General features: G+C 58.7%; 18 protein-coding genes. 8 read left to right on the top strand and 10 right to left on the bottom strand.

The annotated features are described in order from the left end of the window. Positions 1 to 415 precede the first annotated feature (415 nt). The 5 genes from BM019_RS12925 to BM019_RS12905 all read right to left on the bottom strand — a co-directional run bounded on the left by BM019_RS12925 (position 416) and on the right by BM019_RS12905 (position 5,647). Positions 416 to 1,513, bottom strand: a complete 1,098-nt coding sequence (locus tag BM019_RS12925; RefSeq protein ID WP_092418480.1) for a polyamine ABC transporter substrate-binding protein — start codon at positions 1,511 to 1,513, stop codon at positions 416 to 418. Between the two features lie 164 nt (positions 1,514 to 1,677). Then, a complete protein-coding gene (locus BM019_RS12920; protein ID WP_092418479.1) occupies positions 1,678 to 2,574 on the bottom strand; it encodes an ABC transporter permease subunit in 897 nt (298 codons plus the stop codon). Further along, on the bottom strand, positions 2,571 to 3,452 hold the full coding sequence (locus BM019_RS12915; RefSeq protein ID WP_162270021.1) for an ABC transporter permease subunit: 882 nt from the start codon (positions 3,450 to 3,452) through the stop codon (positions 2,571 to 2,573). Before BM019_RS12915 ends, BM019_RS12920 begins: the two co-directional genes overlap by 4 nt. Before the next feature lie 41 nt (positions 3,453 to 3,493). After that, positions 3,494 to 4,636, bottom strand: coding sequence for an ABC transporter ATP-binding protein (gene potA / locus BM019_RS12910; RefSeq protein ID WP_007922906.1), 1,143 nt, complete (start codon positions 4,634 to 4,636; stop codon positions 3,494 to 3,496). Between the two features lie 249 nt (positions 4,637 to 4,885). Next, positions 4,886 to 5,647: a gamma-glutamyl-gamma-aminobutyrate hydrolase family protein gene (locus BM019_RS12905; protein WP_087089293.1), complete on the bottom strand. Its 762-nt coding sequence runs from the start codon at positions 5,645 to 5,647 to the stop codon at positions 4,886 to 4,888. 265 nt (positions 5,648 to 5,912) lie between these two features. Here BM019_RS12905 and BM019_RS12900 point away from each other — a divergent pair, with 265 nt between their 5' ends. The 4 genes from BM019_RS12900 to BM019_RS12885 all read left to right on the top strand — a co-directional run bounded on the left by BM019_RS12900 (position 5,913) and on the right by BM019_RS12885 (position 11,191). Further along, positions 5,913 to 7,289 carry a glutamine synthetase family protein gene (locus BM019_RS12900; protein WP_092418477.1) on the top strand — a complete coding sequence of 459 codons (1,377 nt, stop codon included), beginning with the start codon at positions 5,913 to 5,915 and terminating at the stop codon, positions 7,287 to 7,289. A gap of 33 nt (positions 7,290 to 7,322) precedes the next feature. After that, a complete protein-coding gene (locus BM019_RS12895; RefSeq protein WP_092418476.1) occupies positions 7,323 to 8,813 on the top strand; it encodes an aldehyde dehydrogenase in 1,491 nt (496 codons plus the stop codon). Positions 8,814 to 9,023: 210 nt separating this feature from the next. Beyond that, a complete protein-coding gene (locus BM019_RS12890; RefSeq protein WP_175510640.1) occupies positions 9,024 to 10,304 on the top strand; it encodes an NAD(P)/FAD-dependent oxidoreductase in 1,281 nt (426 codons plus the stop codon). A gap of 338 nt (positions 10,305 to 10,642) precedes the next feature. Continuing rightward, positions 10,643 to 11,191 (top strand): cupin domain-containing protein, encoded by a 549-nt coding sequence (locus BM019_RS12885; RefSeq protein WP_085530442.1) that lies wholly within the window; start codon positions 10,643 to 10,645, stop codon positions 11,189 to 11,191. A gap of 70 nt (positions 11,192 to 11,261) precedes the next feature. On the opposite strand, the gene BM019_RS12880 is transcribed toward BM019_RS12885, so the two are convergent. The 3 genes from BM019_RS12880 to BM019_RS12875 form a co-directional block, all read right to left on the bottom strand. Beyond that, positions 11,262 to 12,575, bottom strand: coding sequence for a nucleotide-binding domain-containing protein (locus tag BM019_RS12880; protein WP_092418475.1), 1,314 nt, complete (start codon positions 12,573 to 12,575; stop codon positions 11,262 to 11,264). Next, entirely contained in the window at positions 12,563 to 13,114 is a 552-nt protein-coding gene (locus BM019_RS30490) for a Pycsar system effector family protein (protein WP_124350480.1), read from the bottom strand. The genes BM019_RS12880 and BM019_RS30490 overlap by 13 nt, the downstream gene beginning before the upstream one ends. Before the next feature lie 167 nt (positions 13,115 to 13,281). Beyond that, positions 13,282 to 14,538 (bottom strand): hypothetical protein, encoded by a 1,257-nt coding sequence (locus BM019_RS12875; RefSeq protein WP_092418474.1) that lies wholly within the window; start codon positions 14,536 to 14,538, stop codon positions 13,282 to 13,284. Between the two features lie 580 nt (positions 14,539 to 15,118). Between BM019_RS12875 and BM019_RS12870 the strand changes: the two genes are divergently transcribed. Next, positions 15,119 to 15,391, top strand: a complete 273-nt coding sequence (locus tag BM019_RS12870; protein WP_007922923.1) for a hypothetical protein — start codon at positions 15,119 to 15,121, stop codon at positions 15,389 to 15,391. 77 nt (positions 15,392 to 15,468) lie between these two features. Here the strand turns inward: BM019_RS12870 and BM019_RS12865 are convergent, their stop codons facing one another. Both BM019_RS12865 and BM019_RS12860 read right to left on the bottom strand, forming a co-directional pair. Then, positions 15,469 to 15,756, bottom strand: coding sequence for a hypothetical protein (locus BM019_RS12865; protein ID WP_092418582.1), 288 nt, complete (start codon positions 15,754 to 15,756; stop codon positions 15,469 to 15,471). Between the two features lie 220 nt (positions 15,757 to 15,976). Then, the gene (locus BM019_RS12860) at positions 15,977 to 16,279 is read right to left on the bottom strand and encodes a hypothetical protein (protein ID WP_009043210.1); all 303 of its coding nucleotides are present in this window, start codon (positions 16,277 to 16,279) and stop codon (positions 15,977 to 15,979) included. Positions 16,280 to 16,562: 283 nt separating this feature from the next. Here BM019_RS12860 and BM019_RS12855 point away from each other — a divergent pair, with 283 nt between their 5' ends. The 3 genes from BM019_RS12855 (at position 16,563) to BM019_RS12845 (ending at position 20,965) form a co-directional block, all read left to right on the top strand. Further along, positions 16,563 to 17,069, top strand: coding sequence for a sigma-70 family RNA polymerase sigma factor (locus tag BM019_RS12855; RefSeq protein ID WP_009043211.1), 507 nt, complete (start codon positions 16,563 to 16,565; stop codon positions 17,067 to 17,069). Next, complete coding sequence (locus BM019_RS12850) at positions 17,066 to 18,031, top strand: FecR domain-containing protein (RefSeq protein WP_092418473.1); 966 nt, start codon at positions 17,066 to 17,068, stop codon at positions 18,029 to 18,031. Before BM019_RS12855 ends, BM019_RS12850 begins: the two co-directional genes overlap by 4 nt. 96 nt (positions 18,032 to 18,127) lie before the next feature. Then, positions 18,128 to 20,965, top strand: a complete 2,838-nt coding sequence (locus BM019_RS12845; RefSeq protein WP_092418472.1) for a TonB-dependent receptor — start codon at positions 18,128 to 18,130, stop codon at positions 20,963 to 20,965. The last annotated feature ends 48 nt before the right edge of the window (positions 20,966 to 21,013 follow it).

Raw genomic sequence — 21,013 nt, 5'->3', positions numbered from 1 at the left:
CGGCAGCGGCTACATGAAGCCATGCCCCGATCCTGTAGCCGCTGCCGAGCCCGCGAGGCTGCGATAAGGCCCGCAGGGCCTTCATGGGTCTTGAGGTCGTTGCGCCCCTTTGGGGCGATCGCAGCCTGCGGCAGCGGCTACACGAAGCCTGGCAGCGGCCCTGTAGCCGCTGCCGAGCCTGCGAGGCTGCGACAAGGCCCGCAGGGCCTTCATGGGGCTTGAGATCGCCGCGCCCCTTCGGGGCGATCGCAGCCTGCGGCAGCGGCTACAGAAAAAAGGCGCCCGAGGAGGGCGCCAAGGAGTCACCTGAGCCGAGGGAGCCAGGCGAGCCAGTTCGCAGAGGTGTCGCGGTGGTAAGGCGCGACTGAACGGAAGAGGGCAGCGGCGCCCGCCGCGATGGCGGGCGCGGAGGGTGTCATTTGCCGAGCTTGATCCGCGTCCAGCCGCGGTTCATCACGCGCTGGATGGCGATCGGCTGGTCCGGTACCGCGTACAGGGTGGCGAGCACGGCCTGCGGCGGGTACGAGGCCGGGTCGTTGCGGATGGCTTCGTCCACCAGCGGCGTGGCGGCGGCGTTGGCGTTGCTGTAGCCGAGGCTGTTGGTGACCTCGGCGATGATGTCCGGGCGCATCAGGAAGTTCATGAACAGGTAGGCGTTGTCGACGTTGGCCGCGTCCTTGGGCATGGCCATCATGTCGTAGAAGCTGCCGGCGCCTTCCTTGGGAATGCTGAAGGCGACCTTTTCCTTGTTACCGGCCTCTTCGGCGCGCGAGCGGGCCTGCAGCACGTCGCCGGAGTAACCCACGGCCACACAGATATTGCCGTTGGCCAGGTCGGAGATGTACTTGGAGGAATGGAAGTAGGTCACCGAAGGACGGATCTTCATGAACAGCGCCTCGGCCTCGAGGATCTGCGCCTTGTCCTTGCTGGTCACCGGGTAGCCCAGGTAGTGCAGGGCGGCGGGGAGCATTTCCGTCGGCGAGTCGAGGAAGCTGATGCCGCAAGCCTTGAGCTTCTCGGCGTTCTCCGGCTTGAACAGCAGGTCCCAGGAGTTGGTCGGCGCATCGCTACCGAGCACCGCCTTGACCTTGTCCGGGTTGTAGCCGATGCCGATCGAGCCCCACATGTACGGGAAGGCGTGGGCGTTGTCCGGGTCGCTGGCGGCGGCGTTCTGCAGCAGCACCGGGTTGAGGTTCTTCCAGTTCGGCAGCCGCGACTTGTCCAGTGCCTGGTAGACCCCGGCCTTGATCTGCTTGGCCAAGAAGCTGTTGGACGGGACCACGATGTCATAGCCGGACTTGCCGGTGAGCAGGCGCGCTTCCAGGGTTTCGTTGCTGTCGAAGACATCGTAGATGACGTGGATGCCGGTCTCGGCCTCGAACTTCTTCAGGGTGTCCGGGGCGATATAGTCCGACCAGTTGTAGACCCGCAGCTCCTTGTCGCTGGCTTGAGCGCCGGTCACCATCGCGCCCATCAAGGACAGTGTTAGCAGAGTCCTGCCAAGCATTTTCATCACTACAACTCCATTTCTTATTGTGCAGAATTGCTGCATTCGCAATGCGCTGTGTCAGGGTGGGCGCCATCGCCAGCAAGCTGGCTCCTACAGGGACGGTGCATGTCTGTAGGAGCGAGCTTGCTCGCGATCCAGGCGCTGCCGTGTGTCGTGAACGCGATGGCCTAGGCCGTCGCAGGCGCTGGTGCAGCAGGTTTGCTGGCGGCCGCTGGCTGCCAGGATTCGTTGGCGGTGTAGTCCATGGCTTCCTGGATCGCCCGCTTGCGGGCCGCTTCGGCGCGCCGGCCGAAGTACCAGACCAGGAAGGTCACCAGCGACACCGCCAGCAGGATCAGGCTGGCCACGGCGTTGATCTCCGGTTTCACCCCCAGGCGCACCGCCGAGAACACCTCCATCGGCAAGGTGGTGGAACCCGGGCCGGAGACGAAGCTCGCCAGCACCAGGTCGTCCAGGGACAGGGCGAAGGACATCATGCCGCCGGCCGCCAGCGACGGGGCGATCATCGGGATGGTGATCAGGAAAAACACCTTCCATGGCCGCGCCCCCAGGTCCATGGCCGCCTCTTCGATGGACAGGTCCAGCTCACGCAAGCGCGCGGAGACTACCACGGCCACATAGGCCGCGCAGAATGTGGTGTGGGCGATCCAGATGGTGACGATGCCACGCTCCTGCGGCCAGCCGATCAGTTGCGCCATGGCCACGAACAACAGCAGCAGCGACAGGCCGGTGATCACTTCCGGCATCACCAGCGGCGCGGTGACCAGGCCGCCGAACAGCGTGCGGCCCTTGAAGCGGGTGACCCGGGTCAGCACAAAAGCCGCCAGGGTGCCCAGGGCCACCGCGGCGATCGCGGTGTAGCAGGCGATCTCCAGGGAGCGCACCACCGAGCCCATCAACTGCTGGTTATCCAGCAGGCCGACGTACCATTTCACCGACCAGCCGCCCCAGACCGTCACCAGCTTGGAAGCGTTGAACGAGTAGATCACCAGGATCAGCATTGGCAGGTAAATGAACACCAGGCCGAGCACCAGCATCAGGCTGGAAAATCCGAAACGTTTCATGCCCGTCCCTCCATCTCTTTGGCCTGGCTGCGGTTGAACAGCAGGATCGGAATAATCAGGATCGCCAGCATCACCACCGCCAGGGCGGAGGCCACCGGCCAGTCGCGGTTGTTGAAGAACTCCTGCCACAGCACGCGGCCGATCATCAGGGTCTCCGGGCCGCCCAGCAGCTCGGGAATCACGAACTCGCCGACCACTGGAATGAACACCAACATGCAACCGGCAATGATGCCGTTCTTGGCCAGGGGCACGGTGATTTTCCAGAAGTTGTTGAAGTTGCTCGAACCCAGGTCCGACGCGGCTTCCAGCAGGCTTTGGTCGTGCTTGACCAGGTTGGCGTACAGCGGCAGCACCATGAACGGCAAATACGCGTACACCACCCCGATATAGACCGCGGTATTGGTGTTGAGGATCTCGATCGGCTCCGAGGTCAGGCCGCTCCACATCAGGAAACCGTTGAGCAAACCGTTGTTGCTGAGGATGCCCATCCAGGCATAGACGCGGATCAGGATCGCGGTCCAGGTCGGCATCATGATCAGCAGCAGCAAGACGTTCTGGGTTTCCTTGTTGGCCTTGGTGATTGCGTAGGCCATGGGGAAGCCGATCACCAGGCACATCAGGGTGCTGAGCAGGGCGACTTTCAGCGAGCCGAGGTAGGCCGAGATGTACAGCTCGTCACCCACCAGCAGCGCGTAGTTGCCGACGTTGAGCAGCAGCTGGAATTTCTGTTCGGCGAAGCTGTAGATCTCCGAGTAGGGCGGAATGGCCAGGGCCGCTTCCGAGAAGCTGATCTTCATCACCAGGAAAAACGGCAGCATGAAGAACAGGAACAGCCAGAGGAATGGAATGCCGATCACCAGCTTGCGACCGCTGGGCAGCACACGGGACAAACGCTGATTGAGAGTCATGCTGGAGGTACTCATGCGCGCAGTACCACGCCGCTGTCGTCTTCCCACCACACGTACACCTGGTCGTCCCAGGTCGGCCGCGCGCCGCGGCGTTCGGCGTTGGCCATGAACGACTGGACGATCTTGCCGCCGGGCAGCTCGACGTAGAACACCGAATGCCCGCCGAGGTAGGCGATGTCATGCACCTTGCCCCGGGACCAGTTGTAGCGGTGCTCCGGTTGGCGGGTGCTGACCAGCATCTTTTCCGGGCGGATGGCGTAGGTCACCGACTTGTCCTGCACCGAGGTGCTGACGCCGTGGCCGACGTAGATCTGCTGTTCCAGCTCCGGGCAGTGGATCACCGCGTGGCCTTCCAGGTCTTCGATGACGGTGCCGTCGAAGGCGTTCACGTTGCCGATGAACTCGCAGACCATGCGGCTGACCGGGGCTTCGTAGATGTCGATCGGGCTGCCGATCTGGGCGATCCAGCCCAGGTGCATGATCGCGATGCGCTGGGCCATGGTCATGGCCTCTTCCTGGTCGTGGGTCACCATCACGCAGGTCACGCCGACGCGCTCGATGATCTCCACCAGTTCCAGCTGCATCTGCGAGCGCAGCTTTTTATCCAGGGCGCCCATGGGTTCGTCGAGCAGCAGCAACTTCGGCCGCTTGGCCAGGGAGCGGGCCAGGGCCACGCGCTGGCGCTGGCCGCCGGACAGCTGGTGCGGCTTGCGCCTGGCGTACTGGGTCATGTGCACCAGGCGCAGCATCTCTTCGACCCGCGCGTCGATCTCGCTGGCCGGCAGGCGGTCCTGCTTGAGGCCGAAGGCGATGTTCTGCGCCACGGTCATGTGCGGGAACAGCGCGTAGGACTGGAACATCATGTTGATCGGCCGCTCATAGGGCGGCATGTCGGTGATGTCCACGCCGTCCAGATAGATACGCCCCTCCGTCGGCCGCTCGAAGCCCGCCAGCATGCGCAGCAGGGTGGACTTGCCGGAACCCGAGCCACCGAGCAGGGCGAAGATCTCGCCCTGGTGAATGTCCAGGGACACATCGTCCACGGCCACGGTTTCATCGAACTTCTTGGTCACGCGGTCGACTCTCACCAGCACCTTCTGCGGTTGCGGGTGACCTTCCAGAGCCTTTCTGTACGTGCTGGAGGCGTTTGCCATGTGGAACTCCCAACAGATGTCAGTCGTCGGGCCAAAACGGCCCGGCTTAATAGATGGATGACAAACCCGCGGCGGCGGGTTTATTCGGCGCTGCCGTCCTGGCGGCCTGACGCTGGTTCTTGTTGTTAAAAGCAGGTTCTCGTAGTGCTGGGTGTGGCTTGAACCGCCCCACGGCCCGAGGCGGGCGCACAAAGGCGCGCCGCCGCCGGCCGGGGGCGTGGCAGTCAATTTCGTGGGTGAAGCTTTTGATCAGTGGCCGTTGCGCTGCGCCGCCCGTTGCCGGCAGGCATCGCCGAAGGCCTGGAAGATCCGCAGGTAGACCGGGTTCGACAGCACCTGCCATTCCGGATGCCACTGCACGCCCAGGGCAAAGGCCGTGCTGTGTTCCACCGACACCGCTTCGATCAGCCCGTCCGGTGCCAGCGCCTCGGCGCGCAGGCCGGGGGCCAGGCGGTCGATGCCCTGGCTGTGGATCGAGTTGACCTGGAATTCCTGGGGCAGGTCCAGGGCCTGGAACACGCCGCCCGCTTGCACCCTGACGGCATGGGCGGGGGCGTACTGCACGGCCAGGTCCGGATGGTCGGCTTCGCGGTGATCGAGGTAGCCCGGCAACTCATGCACCTTCTGGTGCAGGCTACCGCCGAAGGCCACGTTCATTTCCTGGAAGCCGCGGCAGATGCCCAGCACCGGCACGCCGGCGGCAATCGCCGCGCGCAGCAGGGGCAGGGTGGTGGCATCGCGCTGGGGATCGTGGGCGGTGCCCGGTTCGCTGTCCGGGCCCTGATAGTGGAAGGGCTCCACATTCGACGGCGAGCCGGTGAACAGCAGGCCGTCCAGGTTCTGCAGCAGAGCCTCGGTATCGATGAGGTCCGCCAGGGAAGGAATGATCAGGGGCAGGCCCTCGGCCGCGCTGCTGACAGCACGCAAGTACTTGTCGCCGCTGACGTGGTAGGGGTGCAGCCCGATCTCTTTGACGCACGCAGTAACGCCGATCAATGGCTTGAATGCCATTTTTATCACCTCGAAATTCACGCTGGAACGAGTTTTTCCAGAGCTTATCCTCGTTGATTTTAATTAACAACTTCCGTGTAAAAAATTCTAAACGCAGCTCGTCGGATATTCGGTATCTGTGCGCCTATTGCCTGCTTGTGCGGCCATATAGGGCAAAATATTTAACGCTGTGGGCCCTGTGTTCGCTATTGACTTCACTTTTCCTTTCGGATTGACTGCTGCCACGAAACCGCTTTGAACATAATAATTAACACATAGGTGCATCATGTCGGTCCCACTGCGTGCCGTTCAGCTCAACGAAGCCAACGCCTTCCTGAAGAACCATCCCGAGATCCTCTACGTCGACCTGCTGATTGCAGACATGAACGGCGTGGTGCGCGGCAAGCGCATCGAACGTACCGCCCTGCACAAGGTGTACGAGAAGGGCATCAACCTGCCGGCCTCGCTGTTCGCCCTGGACATCAACGGCTCCACCGTGGAAAGCACTGGCCTGGGCCTGGACATCGGCGACGCCGACCGCATCTGCTACCCGATCCCCGGCACCCTCAGCGTCGAGCCCTGGCAGAAGCGCCCGACCGCGCAACTGCTGATGACCATGCACGAAATCGAAGGCCAGCCGTTCTTCGCCGACCCGCGCGAAGTGCTGCGGCAAGTTGTCAGTAAGTTCGATCAGTTGGGCCTGACCATCTGCGCGGCCTTCGAGCTGGAGTTCTACCTGATCGACCAGGACAACGTGAACGGTCGCCCGCAGTCGCCGCGTTCGCCGATTTCCGGCAAGCGCCCGCAGTCGACCCAGGTCTACCTGATCGACGACCTCGACGAATACGTCGACTGCCTGCAAGACATCCTCGAAGGCGCGAAAGAGCAGGGCATCCCCGCCGACGCCATCGTCAAGGAAAGTGCCCCGGCGCAGTTCGAGGTCAACCTGCACCACGTCTCCGATCCGATCAAAGCCTGCGACTACGCGGTGCTGCTCAAGCGCCTGGTGAAGAACATCGCCTACGACCATGAGATGGACACCACCTTCATGGCCAAGCCTTACCCGGGCCAGGCCGGCAACGGCCTGCACGTGCACATCTCGATTCTCGACAAGCAAGGCAACAACATCTTCGCCAGCGACGACCCGGAAACCAACGACGCCCTGCGCCACGCCATCGGCGGCGTGCTGGAAACCCTGCCGGCGCAGATGGCGTTCCTCTGCCCGAACGTCAACTCCTACCGCCGCTTCGGCGCGCAGTTCTATGTGCCGAACTCGCCGAGCTGGGGCATCGACAACCGCACCGTGGCCGTGCGCGTGCCGACCGGTTCGGCGGATGCGGTGCGCATCGAGCATCGTGTCGCCGGCGCCGACGCCAACCCTTATTTGCTGATGGCTTCGGTACTGGCCGGTATTCACCACGGCCTGACCAACAAGATCGAGCCCGGCGCGCCGGTGGAAGGCAACTCCTACGAGCAGAACGAGCAGAGCCTGCCGACCAACCTGCGCGACGCCTTGCGCGTGCTGGACGACAGCGAGGTGATGGCCAAGTACATCGACCCGATGTACATCGACGTGTTCGTCGCCTGCAAGGAAAGCGAGCTGGCCGAGTTCGAAAACTCGATCTCCGACCTCGAATACAACTGGTACCTGCACACGGTCTGACAGCCGTTCCTCATCCTGCGTTGAGTATTTGCCATGACTAAATCCCGCAGCGACTGGGAGCAGCGCTTCCAGTCCTTGACCCTCGAAGGTCGCGCCTTTATCGACGGCCAGTATTGCCACGCCGCCAGCGCGGCCACCTTCGAGTGCATCAGCCCGGTGGACGGGCGCTTTTTGGCCAACGTCGCCAGCACCGACGAGGCCGACGCCAACCGGGCGGTGCAGGTGGCACGCCGGGCGTTCGAGTCCGGCGTGTGGTCGCGCAAGGCCCCGGCCGAGCGCAAGCGCGTGCTGATCCGCTTCGCCGATTTGATCCTCGAGCACCAGGAAGAACTGGCGCTCCTGGAAACCCTGGACATGGGCAAGCCCATCGGCGATTCCCTGAGCATCGACGTGCCGGCCACCGCCAACGCGATCCGCTGGAGCGCCGAGGCCATCGACAAGATCTACGACGAAGTCGCGGCCACGCCCCACGATCAACTGGGCCTGGTGACTCGCGAAGCCTCGGGCGTGGTGGCGGCCATCGTGCCGTGGAACTTCCCGCTGATCATGGCCAGCTGGAAATTCGCCCCGGCCCTGGCGGCGGGCAACTCGTTCATCCTCAAGCCTTCGGAAAAGTCGCCGCTGACCGCGATCCGCATCGCCCAGCTGGCGCTGGATGCCGGCATCCCCAAGGGCGTGTTCAACGTGCTGCCGGGCTACGGCCACACCGTGGGCAAGGCCCTGGCCCTGCATATGGACGTGGACGTGCTGGCCTTCACCGGCTCCACCGCGGTGGGCAAGCAACTGCTGGTGTATTCCGGGCAGAGCAACATGAAGCGGGTGTGGCTGGAGGCGGGCGGCAAGAGCCCCAACGTGGTGTTCGCCGACGCGCCGGACCTGCGCGCCGCGGCAGAAGCGGCGGCCAGCGCCATCGCCTTCAACCAGGGCGAAGTCTGCACCGCCGGCTCGCGCCTGCTGGTGGAACGTTCGATTCGCGAGCAGTTCATTCCGCTGCTGGTCGAAGCCCTCAAGGCCTGGAAACCGGGGCACGCCCTGGACCCTGCGACCCGCGTCGGCGCGCTGGTGGATCAGCGCCAGCTGGAGAACGTGCTGCGCTACATCGGCATCGGCAAGGAGCAGGGCGGCCAACTGCTGGCCGGCGGCGCGCGGACGTTGGAAAGCACTGGCGGCCTGTATGTGGAGCCGACGATTTTCGACGGCGTGACCAACGCCATGACCATCGCCCGCGAAGAGATCTTCGGCCCGGTGCTGTCGGTGATCAGCTTCGACACCGAGGAAGAGGCGCTGAGGATCGCCAATGACAGCATCTTCGGCCTCGCCGCCGGGGTCTGGACCAGCAACCTCAGCCGCGCCCACCGCTTCGCCCGTGGCCTGCGCGCCGGCAGCGTGTGGGTCAACCAGTACGACGGCGGCGACATGACCGCGCCGTTCGGCGGCTTCAAACAGTCGGGCAATGGTCGCGACAAGTCGCTGCACGCCTTCGACAAGTACACCGAGCTGAAAGCGACCTGGATCAAGCTCTAGGCGCTTTACGAAAGCTCGTCGAGCGGCGATCAGGCAAGGCAAAAACAGGCGAGGAACGGCCGGGGTCGCGTTCGACTGTAGGGGCCTACATGAGCATTCCGAGCCTGTTTTTAACGCAGCATGATCGACGCGCAGACAGTTGTCGTTAAGACGACTACCTATAACAACGGCGGGGCGGGCTACGACCCGCACCTGCTGGGGAATTCGATAATGCAAACCTACGTAAACAGCTACTACGCCGCGACCCGCAACCCGACCAGCGACTTTCCGGTGCTGGAAGAACAGCTGGACTGCGACGTCTGCGTGATCGGCGCCGGCTACACCGGCCTGTCCTCGGCGCTGTTCCTCGCCGAGGCGGGCTACAGCGTCACCGTGCTCGAAGCGGCCAAGGTCGGCTTCGGCGCCAGCGGGCGCAACGGCGGGCAACTGGTCAACTCCTACAGCCGCGACGTCGACGTGATCGAGTCGCGCTACGGCGAGAAAAGCGCCGAAGTGCTGGGCAGCATGATCTTCGAAGGCGCCGATATCATTCGCCAGCGTATCCAGCACTACGACATCCAGTGCGACTACCGCCCGGGCGGCATCTTCGCCGCCATGAACAAGAAGCAGCTCAAGGGCCTGGCCGAACAGAAGGCCAGCTGGGAGCGCTACGGCAACAACAACCTGAAGCTGCTGGACCAGGCGCAGATCGCCCGGGAAGTCGGTTCCGACGCCTACGTCGGCGGCCTGCTGGACATGCAGGGTGGGCACATTCACCCGCTGAACCTGGCCCTGGGCGAAGCCAGCGCCATCATCGGCCTGGGCGGCAAGATCTTCGAGCAGTCGGCGGCGCTGGAAATCACCTACGGCGAACCGAACATCGTGCGCACCGCCAAGGGTGTGGTGCGCGCCAAGTACCTGCTGATCGCCGGCAACGCCTACCTGCAGCAGGACCTCGACCCGCGGGTGACCCGCAAGAGCATGCCGTGCGGTTCGCAGATCGTGGTCACCGAACCGCTGTCGGAAAAAGTCGCCCGCAGCCTGATCCGCAACAACTACTGCGTCGAAGACTGCAACTACCTGCTGGACTACTACCGCCTCACCGCCGACAACCGCCTGCTGTACGGCGGCGGCGTGGTCTACGGTGCCCGCGAGCCGAACGACATCGAGCAACTGATCCGGCCGAAGATCCTCAAGACCTTCCCCCAGCTCAAGGACGTGAAGATCGACTACCGCTGGACCGGCAACTTCCTGCTGACCATGTCGCGCATGCCGCAATTCGGCCGTATCGAAAAGAACGCCTACTACATGCAGGGCTACAGCGGCCACGGCGTCACCTGCTCGCATTTGGCCGGCAAGCTGATCGCGGAAATGATCCGCGGCGACGCCGAGCGCTTCGACGCCTTCGCCTCGCTGCCGCACATGCCGATGATCGGCGGCCGCACCTTCCAGGCCCCGCTGACCGCCATGGGCGCCGCGTACTACGCACTGCGCGATCGCTTCGGTATCTGATCGCGACCCTGTTCCTGCGTTTGCCCGCGTTCGCGCGGGCTTTTTTCCAGCCGAATTCGCAGCCGCAACCACTTCACCTGTAGCCGCTGGCGCAGGCTGCGATAAGGGCCGCAGGCCCTTCCAGCACCGGAAAAAACACTGCCGGTTTTCAACGCCTGGCACCACCCACGGCAAGGCCGGTTACCACCGTCGCCCACCGCTACAGCTCCACCCACAAACGTGATTTAATAGCCGCCTTTCAGGTTCCGGGGCCACTGGATCGGCGAATTTCGCAACTAAAAGTCCCCGGCCGCACTCCAACGCGCAACACCCTCACGTACACCTCACACAAGGCTGCTATGGACACGGGCACTCGACTCAAACTCGTTCGCGAAAGCTACAAACTGTCCCAGCGCGAGCTGGCCCGGCGCAGCGGCGTGACCAACGCCACCATCTCCCTGATCGAACAGAACCGCGTCAGCCCCTCCGTCAGCTCCCTGAAAAAGCTGCTCGAAGGCATCCCCATGTCTCTGGCCGACTTCTTCACCTTCGACCAGCCCCCGCGCGAACACCAATACGTCTTCCGCGCCAACGAACAACCCGACCTCGGCCGCGACGGCGCCCGCCTGCTGCTGATCGGCGCCGCCCTGCCCACCCGCCAGATGCGCTTTTTGCGCGAACAATACGCCCCCGGCGCGAGCTCCGGCGACGAGCCGATCGTGCATGCGGAAGGGGAGGAGTGCGGCCTCGTCACCCGTGGCACCGTGGAACTGACGGTGGATGGGCAGGTGAGCGTGTTGAATCCGGGGGATGGGTATTATTTTCCGACTACGTTGCCGCATAAGTTTAGGAATATTGGGGCGGATGAGGCGGAGATTATTAGTGCGAATACGCCAGCGAATTTTTGATGGGCGTTATTAAGTTTTTCTGTGTCCCTATATCAACCCTGATATGGGCTGATATAGGAAGGAAAAATATCTATTTGCTTGGGCCTATATATACGGCAAAGCATTGTTCGCTATAGTACATCGTTTCGTTGGTCCATACAGATATGTACATGTAGTGAAGTCCGATATAGTTGGTGTTTTCCCAGTGTTTTGCAAAGTATGAACCATCGTCTCTTTGTCGGGCGGCTACGAAATTTTCATGGTTGCCACGGTCATCGCCGCCATGCTCTTCGGCGTCTTTTCCATAGTTTTCAACTCTAAATCTAACTTTAACTTCTTCAAAAGGCTGAGGAAGATTGAAGTGAGCTTTAAATTCGATGCCAAAAGGTTTTTCGATTGATCTTGAGCAGGCATAGTACTCATCATTCGACTGTATACCTTCTTTTGCCTTCAAACTGCTTGTTATCGAAATGGGCTTGCTTGCGTTTTCAGGTTTTGGCAATAAGTTAAAGTATTTTTTGTGTGATATTACATATTTTCGATAGTTGATTTTTTTACCGTCGTCCAAGCTGTAGTTGGGAAGTAAAAATGGCTCTGGCTGTCGGGTGTTGTCGACGGTTATTAACTTTTGCTCAACTACGTCATCATGCAGGTCTAGGAACTCTTTGATTGAGTTGCCTATCATAACTCTATTTCTTGGTGCAGTTTGTTGAAGCTTTGCTGCAACATCGACATAAAAAGATGTTGCTGTTACCTCCGAGAATCCGGGGTATCCATACATCCCCCATAATACATTGTCATCCGTACCATAATCGATCCCTACTCTAATGCCAATATCCTCTTGAAGATCATTGGCTTGTAGTTCCGGCGCAACTTTTTGTCGCATGAACTCAACTAGATACGTTCCGCAGTTGATTGCGTCAATAGCTGAGTTTCTAGCTGAAAGACCATCTGACCGAAAGAAAGCAAGGACAGCATCACCCATAATTCTATGGACGTGTCCATCAAACGCTTGGATTGTCTCGATAGCGCATTTGATTATGACATTCTTTATGAAAAAAACATCTTCAGGAGGGTAAATAAGTCCTAGTTTAGTAGAACCTTTTATATCCATAAAAAGGGAGACGGCATAGCCATATGATTGGCGTTTCTCTACTTCTAGATTGTTGAAGTGAGGGTGCCCTCCAATTTTTGCATTTGGAAGGCCACGTTTCCCGAATAGCTGTCTGATCTGCTCTTGTATTCCAAAGTCACTCCCTACTGTTGCTGCAACTGACTCAAAGGACTCGGTTGCAATTGTTCTTTCAAATATTGGACTTGTCCCATCTATTGCAGTGAAATTGGTTGATTTTTTGATTGATCTTGAAAAATTTACTTTGCTGTAGATGTCTTTTACGCTGCGCATATATGAATTCCTATGCTATCTGCCAGGACCAAAGCTAATAGAATCATAAGTAATAATAAATTCAATTTTGCGCAATTGGCAGCTTTTGAAATTGTTGAAAACTTGAGGAGCGTAACTTCGGCTACTTCGTGTACTTGTATTGCTAGATCCGCTTCGAACTCATCTATTGGTATGTCGTGAAGAGTTTCTGCATAGGTTTTTGCGTTGAAGTTTTTTGATACTGACCCAAAGAAAAATATTGAAGGCTTATTGAGCTTGTGTTTGTTGGTTGTTAAATTTGGCCATATGCTTTTTATCACCCAGTAGATGATAAGTAGTGAGGAGATTCCTATCCCTAGCAATGATACTGTTATGGCAATTTTTAGATTTTGGCTGGCCTGGATTAATTGGTCGGCTTTAAGTATGACTCCACCGAAAACTGCTGCGGCAAATGAAGTTAAAAGTCCGCTCCTAAAGTTTACAGCACTAATGTATGAGTCGTATCTTTTTAGATTGTCCCATAGCCCTGAAATCCTTATCTTTTGCTCATCGTCAACCATGAGTCGCACTCCTTAAAATTTGGTGATTTAAAAAATCTTGCCAGGGTGTTGAGTTGTAAGTGATGTCGGATTGATATTATATTGGAGGTTTTAGAATGGGTAAATTGGATTTTACCTATTTTAAGAGGTTTTATTTTTTGAACTTGATGTTTTTTAGTATATGTGTTTTAGGTTTTTGCTCTGTTCGCTCTAGTGTCTTCTACTAGCCGTTCTAATATTTTTTCTTGCTGGTAAAGTATGTGTTCAAGCTCAAATGTTGAGATTTTATGTTGTCTTCGCTCCTCTGATTTTAAGTGGGTCATTTCTTGGAGGACTTTTTGAGACATGCAGGAGTTTATTTTTTGCTGAAGATACATTTCGCTGGGTGTTGCACTTTGCATTCTTTTTAATCTGTCATCCATAAGAAGAAATTGTATTTGGTGTTGCTTGAGGATTTCTGAGAATCTCTCATCGAAAGAAACAAAGAAAGGAATAAAAAAAGAACCATGATTTGATGATGTTGATAGTGTTTCAAGGGACCTCATATGTGATATGTCCCAGGCCATGCCACGTAGCTCCTTGGTAAGTTTTTTTGATACGCCGCTCAGCGGCCCAAAAAATCTTATTTTAGTGGGGTTTTCAAGAAATTTCAAAGAAAGTAGTAGTTCATACTTTGGTAGTTTTTTTAAATATAGTACGCAGAAGTCTATTAGGTTTCTAAATGCTGCCTCGGAGCTTGAAGGTCTTTTTAGCCAAATAATTGCGAGTTCAAATAAGATTGTTTGTGTGAATAATGCTTTGTGTTCTCTGTTTTTTACCTCTTTTGCGTTTACTAGGTCTTCATAGGTTTTTAGTGAGCTCTTGATGAGATCTTCTTCGTTGCACTGAAAAATTGGTTTTTTAGGATTTTTTTCAAATTCTCTCCAATCTAAGTAATCAAGTTTTTTAAAGGCAAGTATGGTGTTTAGTGGACGGTCATTTTTTGTGTCGTTTCTTGATAGTCGAAGATTCTCGAATAAAAACGGTATCAGGTCTGTCTGTAAAGAATATTTGTTTTTAAGTTTTATAAGTGTGATCACTCGTTCTTGGTCTGCGCTGTTGATGGTTTCGTGGTTTACATATGCTCTAACTCTTTCTGCTACGTTGGAATCAAAAGAGAAGGACCAGTCTATTGTGATATTTGATTTTCCTCCTGATATTGAACCTTGAAGTGCAGTGGATGCTGACATTAGATATAGTTTTGGTCCGTGGAAAATAGGTGTGATCCAGGGGGCTAAACTTGTAATTTCTTCTAGGTCGATTGCTAGATTGACTCCTCCGGTATTGTTTGTGGAAATTATAGATCTAATGTGGATGGCATCTTCTGGTCTTGAGATTCTTTCAAGTTTCTCTAGGTCTCCGCGAACTATTAGCTCAAATATTTCATCTATGACAGGTTTTTTCATGGTGTGAAGTCTGCTTGTATTGGGTAGAGGGTAGAGGGTAGAGGGTAGATTTAGGTTTTGGCTGAATTTTTTCTTGTCTGGTGCTGGTTTTCTAGTGTGATTTTTAGAATTTACTTCAAAGCGATGGGTGTATTGTTTTACAGGTTTTTATCACTTCCTGCTAGTGGTGATAGTATGTCTGGTTGAGTTTTCTAGCATGTTGGAATTGTTTTAAGTTGCTAGGTGAGGTTGTTTGTGAATATTAGTTTTTGCTTTTGTTGGGGTAGTATTTTTTTGAAATTAAAATACCTCTGAATACGTCCTCCATATGCTTGCTCTATAAGAAAAATGCTCATATAGTTCGCCCCGTCGCCGCACATCGGCGACCGGACGTCGCGGTCTGAAAAAACTAAGCGCACAAAGCGCCCATCACATGTAGGCGCTTTTTGCTGCCTGGCATCGTGCTATGGCGGCTGTGTGTGGGACACCTTCGGGTGTGCCGGTTCCTTAGTTTCCGGTCCGCGAACCCGCGCACAGCTGCCACCCTTATTCGTTTCGCGGCGAATGTGGCAGTCAACCAAACTAAGGAAGGTATGACTCAATGACTAGCTCGCACGTCTGCAACCCCGTTCCACTCACCCGCAACGACACCGACCACCCCGTCCTCTACCTGGACGCCAACGCCTCGCTCTCCGATCTCTACACCTGCGCCCAGCAACGCATCGGCGCTGCCCGCAATCTGCTGGAAATCCTCGACTGCGCTTCCGGTGCTCAAGATGTCGCCCAGATCCGCTTTGCCATCGGCCTGCTGCTTAGCGACGGCTGTGATCTGTTGCGTACCCTGGGCGATAAGTCTCAGGCACTGAACGCTTAATCTCGACAACCAACGACCGGGCAGAGCAAGCCCGGTCGTGACTTGGATAGGAGGCATCGCGAGCAGCGGAGGTTGAGTTATTTTCTTTTGCATTCCTCAAGCTCGTTCTGGCTTTTTAAGGTTGTAGTTATACCTAGCCGATACTTGCAGTATTGGATAACCAACTGCCGTTCCATATCACTTAGCTCACTCAGATTTTTGTCATCTGATTCATACGCGAAAATGTTTTCAAACTTTATTTGAAATGTCGGGGCTTTCTTGATGAACAATACTTTTTCTGGGTCGGCGTCTTCCATCTTTTCGTAGAAGCCGATGTAGAGAACGGCGACAAGTGAGATCGAGAGAATGATAAACAGTAATTTCATGAGGAAGGTGGTTGCAATAGTTGTGTGATGCATGCCGCTGGCTTCGCCATGCTTGACTCCCGGTCAACAAATTTGCCGGGGTCGACTGTATCAGACTTGTATGAAACCGACGCTAGGAACAGTTGTTCGACTGAATCGGATAACTGTTATTTCTCTTGCCGACTAAAACAAAAAGGCCCCGACAAGTCGGGGCCTTTTGCTTCAAGCCGCTGCCACCCGCTCAGTTAGTACAAGTAAGCCGCGAATACTTCGGCGGATCGAGCAGGATCCCCGGGGTCATGAAGGTCGAGCAGTTGAAGACGCGGCCCTTGGCGGTGGTGGCTTTGAAGGTCAGTTCCGAGCCGCCGAGGAAGTCTTCCTTGCCTTTGGTGACGGGGCCCATGGTGAGTTCATCGGTGGAGGCCAGGCCGATCGTTTCCGCGGTGACTTTGTGTATTTGCAAGACATTGGGATTGGTCGAGCAACCGGCCAAGGTACCCGCCAGAAGCAGTAACGCGGGGGCAAAGAGGTAGTTTTTGTTCATGGCATATCTTCCTTAATAGTGTTTCGCCCTGGTTATCAGCGATCCTCAACGGGGCACGTCAGAAAACGTGGAGTCAGGGAATCTGGCACGGCCGGCCCCTGTTAAATCTGACTCAATAGGGGGATTTATTTCAGCATGGCGTTGGAGGGGGGCATATAGGGCAAATGTGCTATGCCGAGGGCATTTCAGGGCTCTGCTAAAACCCGAGCCATTTCCTCGGTGCTGTACAACGCCTGTCGCCAAACTCTAAAATGAGAAGCATTATCATTAATGCGGATCTGACATGCACGACGACAGCTTTGCCTCGCCCGTCGCCCGGTTGTATGCGAACCATCACGGCTGGCTTCGCGGCTGGTTGCATCGGCGGTTGGGGCACAGTGCCGATGCCGAGGACCTGGCCCACGACACCTTTGTCCGGGTGATGCGCTCGCAGGAGGATGTGCGCGAGCTGCGCCAGCCCATGGCGTTTCTCGCGACCATTGCCAATGGCTTGCTGATCAACCGCTGGCGGCGCCAGGCGATCGAGCGGGCTTACCTGGAAGCGCTGGCGGCGCGGCCGGTGGCCGAGGAGCCTTCGCCGGAAGAGCGGCACGTGATGATCGAAACCCTGTTGCAGCTGGATTCGCTGTTGGTGGGGCTGTCGTCGCGGGTGCGGCAGATTTTCTTCTTGTCCCAGCTCGACGGCTTGACCTACCCGCAGATCGCCGCGCGGTTGAACCTGAGCGTGGCCCAGGTGCAGCGGGCCATGGGCAAGGCGTTCAGTGTCTGTTACGCGAGCCGTTTTGAATGAGTGGCGCCGTGGTTGATCCGCGGGTGCGCGATAGCGCCATCGACTGGATGGTCCGCGCGCAGTCCGGGTTGATGAGTGATGTCGAGCATCAGGCCTTGCAGCAGTGGCGGCAGGCGAGCGCCGAGCATGAATACGCCTGGCAGCGGGTCAGCAGCTTGCCGCTGATGCTGCAGCCCGGGGCCAATCTGTTGGCCGATGCCACGGCGCGGCGGGCACTGGAGTCGGCCGGGGCCGATCCGCAGCGGCGTCGGCAGGTGCTCAAGTGCCTGCTCGCCCTGGGACTGTTCGGCGGGGTGGCCTGGCAAGGCGCGGATTCCACCCTGGTGCGTTCGGCCCTGGCGACTTACCGCACGAGTATCGGCGAGCGTCGGCGCTGGGCCCTGGCGGACGGTGGCTCGCTGTGGCTGAACACCGCCAGCGCCGTGAACCTGGAGCTGACCGCACAGCGGCGCAGTGTGCAGTTGGTCGAGGGCGAGCTGGCGCTGGATACGCCGGCGGAATCGGCGTCGCTGCAACTGCTGACCCCGGACGCGGTGCTGTACGGCCGCGGCGCCAATCTGCTGGTGCGCCACGACCGCCAGGGCACCCAGGTCACGGTGCTGCGCGGCCTGGCGCAGGTCAGTGCGCGGCGCCATTGGCTACCGGTGCCGCTGCAGGCTGGTTGGCAAACCCGGATCGACAGCCAGGGCGTCGCGGCACCGAGCCGCGTTGATCCGTTTATGGCCCAGGCCTGGCTGCGTGGCATCTTGCCGGCCGAACGCATGCGCCTGGACCAGTTGCTGGCTGAACTCTCGCGTTATCGCCCGGGCTTTTTGCGTTGCAGCGAAGCGGTCGCGGCCTTGCGCGTGACCGGCAGTTTCCAGCTGGACGACACCGATGCCGCGCTGGCGCTGGTGGCCAATACGCTGCCGGTGCGCATCGAGCGACGAACCCGTTACTGGGTGACTGTGGTGCCAGCCTGAAAATATTTTTTCCCCGGGGCGCAGTTTTTTCGATCTGGCTTGGCCTTCAGGTATGACCCACCGGGACAGGTGGGTGCCAACCCCTAGGAGCCTTGCATGATTTTCCCCGCCCGAGCCTTGTGTGCCCGCACCTTTGGCCTGCTTTTCCTCAGCCTGCAACCGCTGTGCGGCGCGGCCGTGTTCGCGGCTGGCGAGCGCCAGCACTACAGCATCGACGCCGGTCCGCTGGACCAGGCGCTGTCGCGTTTCGGCGTGCAGGCGGGGATCAATATGGCGGGCAGCGCCACGCTGACAGAAGGCAAGCGCAGCCAGGGCCTGCAAGGCGATTTCAGCACCGAGGCGGGCCTGGCGCGGTTGCTGGCGGGAACCGGCCTGGGCTATCAGCGCCAGGTTGACGGCAGCTTCGAGTTGTATCGGGCGGGCGGGGATATGGTGCTGCCGTCGCAGAAAGTCGTCGGCGAAGACCTGGAGCAGAAGGAGGTGTATTCGGCGCCGCGCTCCTCGGTGTACATCTCCGGCGAGGACATGCAGCGCTTTGGCGTGATCTCGGTCGGCGACATGCTCAAGGGCCAGCCTGGGGTGCAGGTCGGCGACAGCCGCAACGGCGGCGGCCTGGATGTGAACATCCGCGGCATCCAGGGCCAGAGCCGGGTGGCGGTGACGGTCGATGGCTCGCAACAGGCGTTGGATGTCTATCGCGGGTATGCCGGCACCCAGCAACGCAGCTACATCGACCCGGACCTGATCAGCGACATCGCCATCGACAAGGGCCCGAGCCTGACCTCCAGCGCCATCGGCGGCACGGTGAAGATGCGCACCCTCGGCGTCGAGGACATCCTGCAGGACGGCAAGAACATCGGCCTGCGCTTGAAGGGCGACCTGTGGAACAACGGCGTCGCTCCCGCCTCGCGTGATAGCCATTCGATGACCGAGGAGCTGTTCTCGGAGCCGCATCGCAGCCGTGGTGGACTGTTTGGTTCGAAGGCCGAGTCCGGCAGTGCCGCGTTCGCCTATAGCCATGAGTTTTTCGACGTGGTGGCGGCCTACGCCCACCGCAACCAGGGCAACTATTTCGCCGGCAAGAAGGGCCAGGACCGCTATCGCACCTATGACCGTTACGGCGACGAAGAGACGAGTGTGGCCACCACCTATAACGCCGGCGAGGAGGTGCTGAACTCCTCTTCGGAGACTGAGTCCTTCTTGCTCAAGACCACCCTGCGCCCGGCGGACGGCCACACCTTCGACCTGGGTTACCGCCGCTACGACGGGCGTATCGGCGAAATCATGCCGTCGGACATTTTCCGTTTCGGCACCGGCGGCATCTACCAGTACCCGCTGGGCCATACCAAGATCGACACCTACACCGCGCGCTACCACTACCTGCCGGACGGCAATCCGCTGGTGGACCTGACGGCCAGCCTGTGGATGACCGACGCGCAAACCAGCCAGCTGACCTCGGTGGCGGCCCCGGCTTCGCAAGCCTATCGCTCGGACCGCAGCTGGAGCCGCCAGGCCGATCGCCGCATCGGCGGCGACCTGGCCAACACCTCGCATTTGCAGAGCGACTATGGCGATTTCAAGCTGGACCTGGGCGGCTCGTTCCAGGTCGAGGACTTGCGCCCGCAAAAAAACGTGGTCACCACCCAGCACGACATCAATGCCAACCGCATGCTGCGCGAAGGGGCGCGGCAGGAGTTCAGCCTGAATGGCAAGCTGGAATACCAGCCGGTCGACAGCCTGACCCTGTGGGGCGGCGGCCGTTATACCTACTACCGCACCCAGGACCACGTCGCCCATGCGACGGCGCGTCGGGAAGAACGCGACTTGCGCTACCTCAGCGTCTCCAACGCGCACAGCTACGGCAACATGATGTGGTTCCCGGACCAGAACGGGCAGTACACCGACGCCACCGACCCGCGCCTGAACAACGGCATTGTCTTCAACAACACCAACTATCCGTTCGAGGGCATTCGCTACAACGACTTCGGCGCGACCGACTCGACGGTCTATCCGTCGCAGGTGGGCGAGGTGGTCAGCGGTTATGACTATTCCGGCAAGCAGAGCAACAGCGGCGGCGCCTTTGCACCGGCCTTCGGCATCAATGTCGAAGTGCTGCCAGACACCTTCGTCTATGCGTCCTACACCCAGGGCCTGCGCATGCCCTCGCTGTTCGAAACCAGCCAGGGCGTGTTGCAGACCACGCCGGGCAAAGGCCTGAAGCCCGAGCGCTCCAGCAGTTGGGAAATCGGCGCCAGCACGATGCACAAGGGCCTGCTGCTGGACAACGACTCGGCGGCGATCAAGCTGGCCTACTTCAACAACAGCATCAAGCACTACATCACCCGCTACTACGACCCGAGCCCGGGCCTGATGGGGCAGATGCGCTTCAGCAATACCGACAGCTACAAGACCAGCGGCCTGGAGCTGCAATCGCACTACGACGCGGGTCGGGTGTTCGCGGACTTTTCGTCCACCTACTACCTGAAGACCGAAACCTGCGACTCGGCCTTCGCCGCACGGCTGCGGGCCAGCAGCAATCGCTATCGGGACTTGAGCAATACGCCGGACTGTACGCCGGGCAGCTTCATGGGCTCGTACTCCAACACCCAGAACCCGCCACGGTTCTCGGCGAACCTGACCTCGGGCCTGCGCTTTTTTGACCAGTCCCTGACCGTCGGCGGGCGCGCCACCTACAGCTCGGGGCCGACGGTCAAGGCCGACGAGAACTGGCAGACCGGTGCGACCACGCCGCAGCTGGTCTACCGCGAGGTGGCGCTGTTCGATCTGTTCCTCAACTACAAGTTGAAGGAGCACACCCACCTCAACGTTTCGCTGCAGAACCTGACCGATCGCTACTACCTGGACCCGCTGGCGCAGAGCTTCATGCCGGCGCCGGGGCGGACGCTGCGGGTGGGGGTGCTGACGAAGTTCTGAGGGCAGGGCGGGGGCTATCGGCCGGCGGCAGGCGCTGGCCGATCCTTG

Origin of the sequence: Pseudomonas sp. NFPP07 (genome assembly GCF_900115645.1) — a bacterium.
Taxonomy (GTDB): domain Bacteria; phylum Pseudomonadota; class Gammaproteobacteria; order Pseudomonadales; family Pseudomonadaceae; genus Aquipseudomonas; species Aquipseudomonas chlororaphis.
Note: the sequence above shows the minus strand (reverse complement) of the source record. Positions and strands in the feature narration are given on the sequence as shown.

What these genes read in the sequence shown, in the direction of transcription:
- BM019_RS12920 (WP_092418479.1), bottom strand. Translation starts at nt 2,574, where the DNA reads ATGAAACGTTTCGGATTTTCCAGCCTGATGCTGGTGCTCGGCCTGGTG.
- BM019_RS12890 (WP_175510640.1), top strand. Translation starts at nt 9,024, where the DNA reads ATGCAAACCTACGTAAACAGCTACTACGCCGCGACCCGCAACCCGACC.
- BM019_RS30490 (WP_124350480.1), bottom strand. Translation starts at nt 13,114, where the DNA reads ATGGTTGACGATGAGCAAAAGATAAGGATTTCAGGGCTATGGGACAAT.
- BM019_RS12860 (WP_009043210.1), bottom strand. Translation starts at nt 16,279, where the DNA reads ATGAACAAAAACTACCTCTTTGCCCCCGCGTTACTGCTTCTGGCGGGT.
- BM019_RS12875 (WP_092418474.1), bottom strand. Translation starts at nt 14,538, where the DNA reads ATGAAAAAACCTGTCATAGATGAAATATTTGAGCTAATAGTTCGCGGA.
- BM019_RS12855 (WP_009043211.1), top strand. Translation starts at nt 16,563, where the DNA reads ATGCACGACGACAGCTTTGCCTCGCCCGTCGCCCGGTTGTATGCGAAC.
- BM019_RS12905 (WP_087089293.1), bottom strand. Translation starts at nt 5,647, where the DNA reads ATGGCATTCAAGCCATTGATCGGCGTTACTGCGTGCGTCAAAGAGATC.
- BM019_RS12870 (WP_007922923.1), top strand. Translation starts at nt 15,119, where the DNA reads ATGACTAGCTCGCACGTCTGCAACCCCGTTCCACTCACCCGCAACGAC.
- BM019_RS12865 (WP_092418582.1), bottom strand. Translation starts at nt 15,756, where the DNA reads ATGAAATTACTGTTTATCATTCTCTCGATCTCACTTGTCGCCGTTCTC.
- BM019_RS12885 (WP_085530442.1), top strand. Translation starts at nt 10,643, where the DNA reads ATGGACACGGGCACTCGACTCAAACTCGTTCGCGAAAGCTACAAACTG.
- BM019_RS12900 (WP_092418477.1), top strand. Translation starts at nt 5,913, where the DNA reads ATGTCGGTCCCACTGCGTGCCGTTCAGCTCAACGAAGCCAACGCCTTC.
- BM019_RS12895 (WP_092418476.1), top strand. Translation starts at nt 7,323, where the DNA reads ATGACTAAATCCCGCAGCGACTGGGAGCAGCGCTTCCAGTCCTTGACC.
- potA (WP_007922906.1), bottom strand. Translation starts at nt 4,636, where the DNA reads ATGGCAAACGCCTCCAGCACGTACAGAAAGGCTCTGGAAGGTCACCCG.
- BM019_RS12925 (WP_092418480.1), bottom strand. Translation starts at nt 1,513, where the DNA reads ATGAAAATGCTTGGCAGGACTCTGCTAACACTGTCCTTGATGGGCGCG.
- BM019_RS12850 (WP_092418473.1), top strand. Translation starts at nt 17,066, where the DNA reads ATGAGTGGCGCCGTGGTTGATCCGCGGGTGCGCGATAGCGCCATCGAC.
- BM019_RS12845 (WP_092418472.1), top strand. Translation starts at nt 18,128, where the DNA reads ATGATTTTCCCCGCCCGAGCCTTGTGTGCCCGCACCTTTGGCCTGCTT.
- BM019_RS12880 (WP_092418475.1), bottom strand. Translation starts at nt 12,575, where the DNA reads ATGCGCAGCGTAAAAGACATCTACAGCAAAGTAAATTTTTCAAGATCA.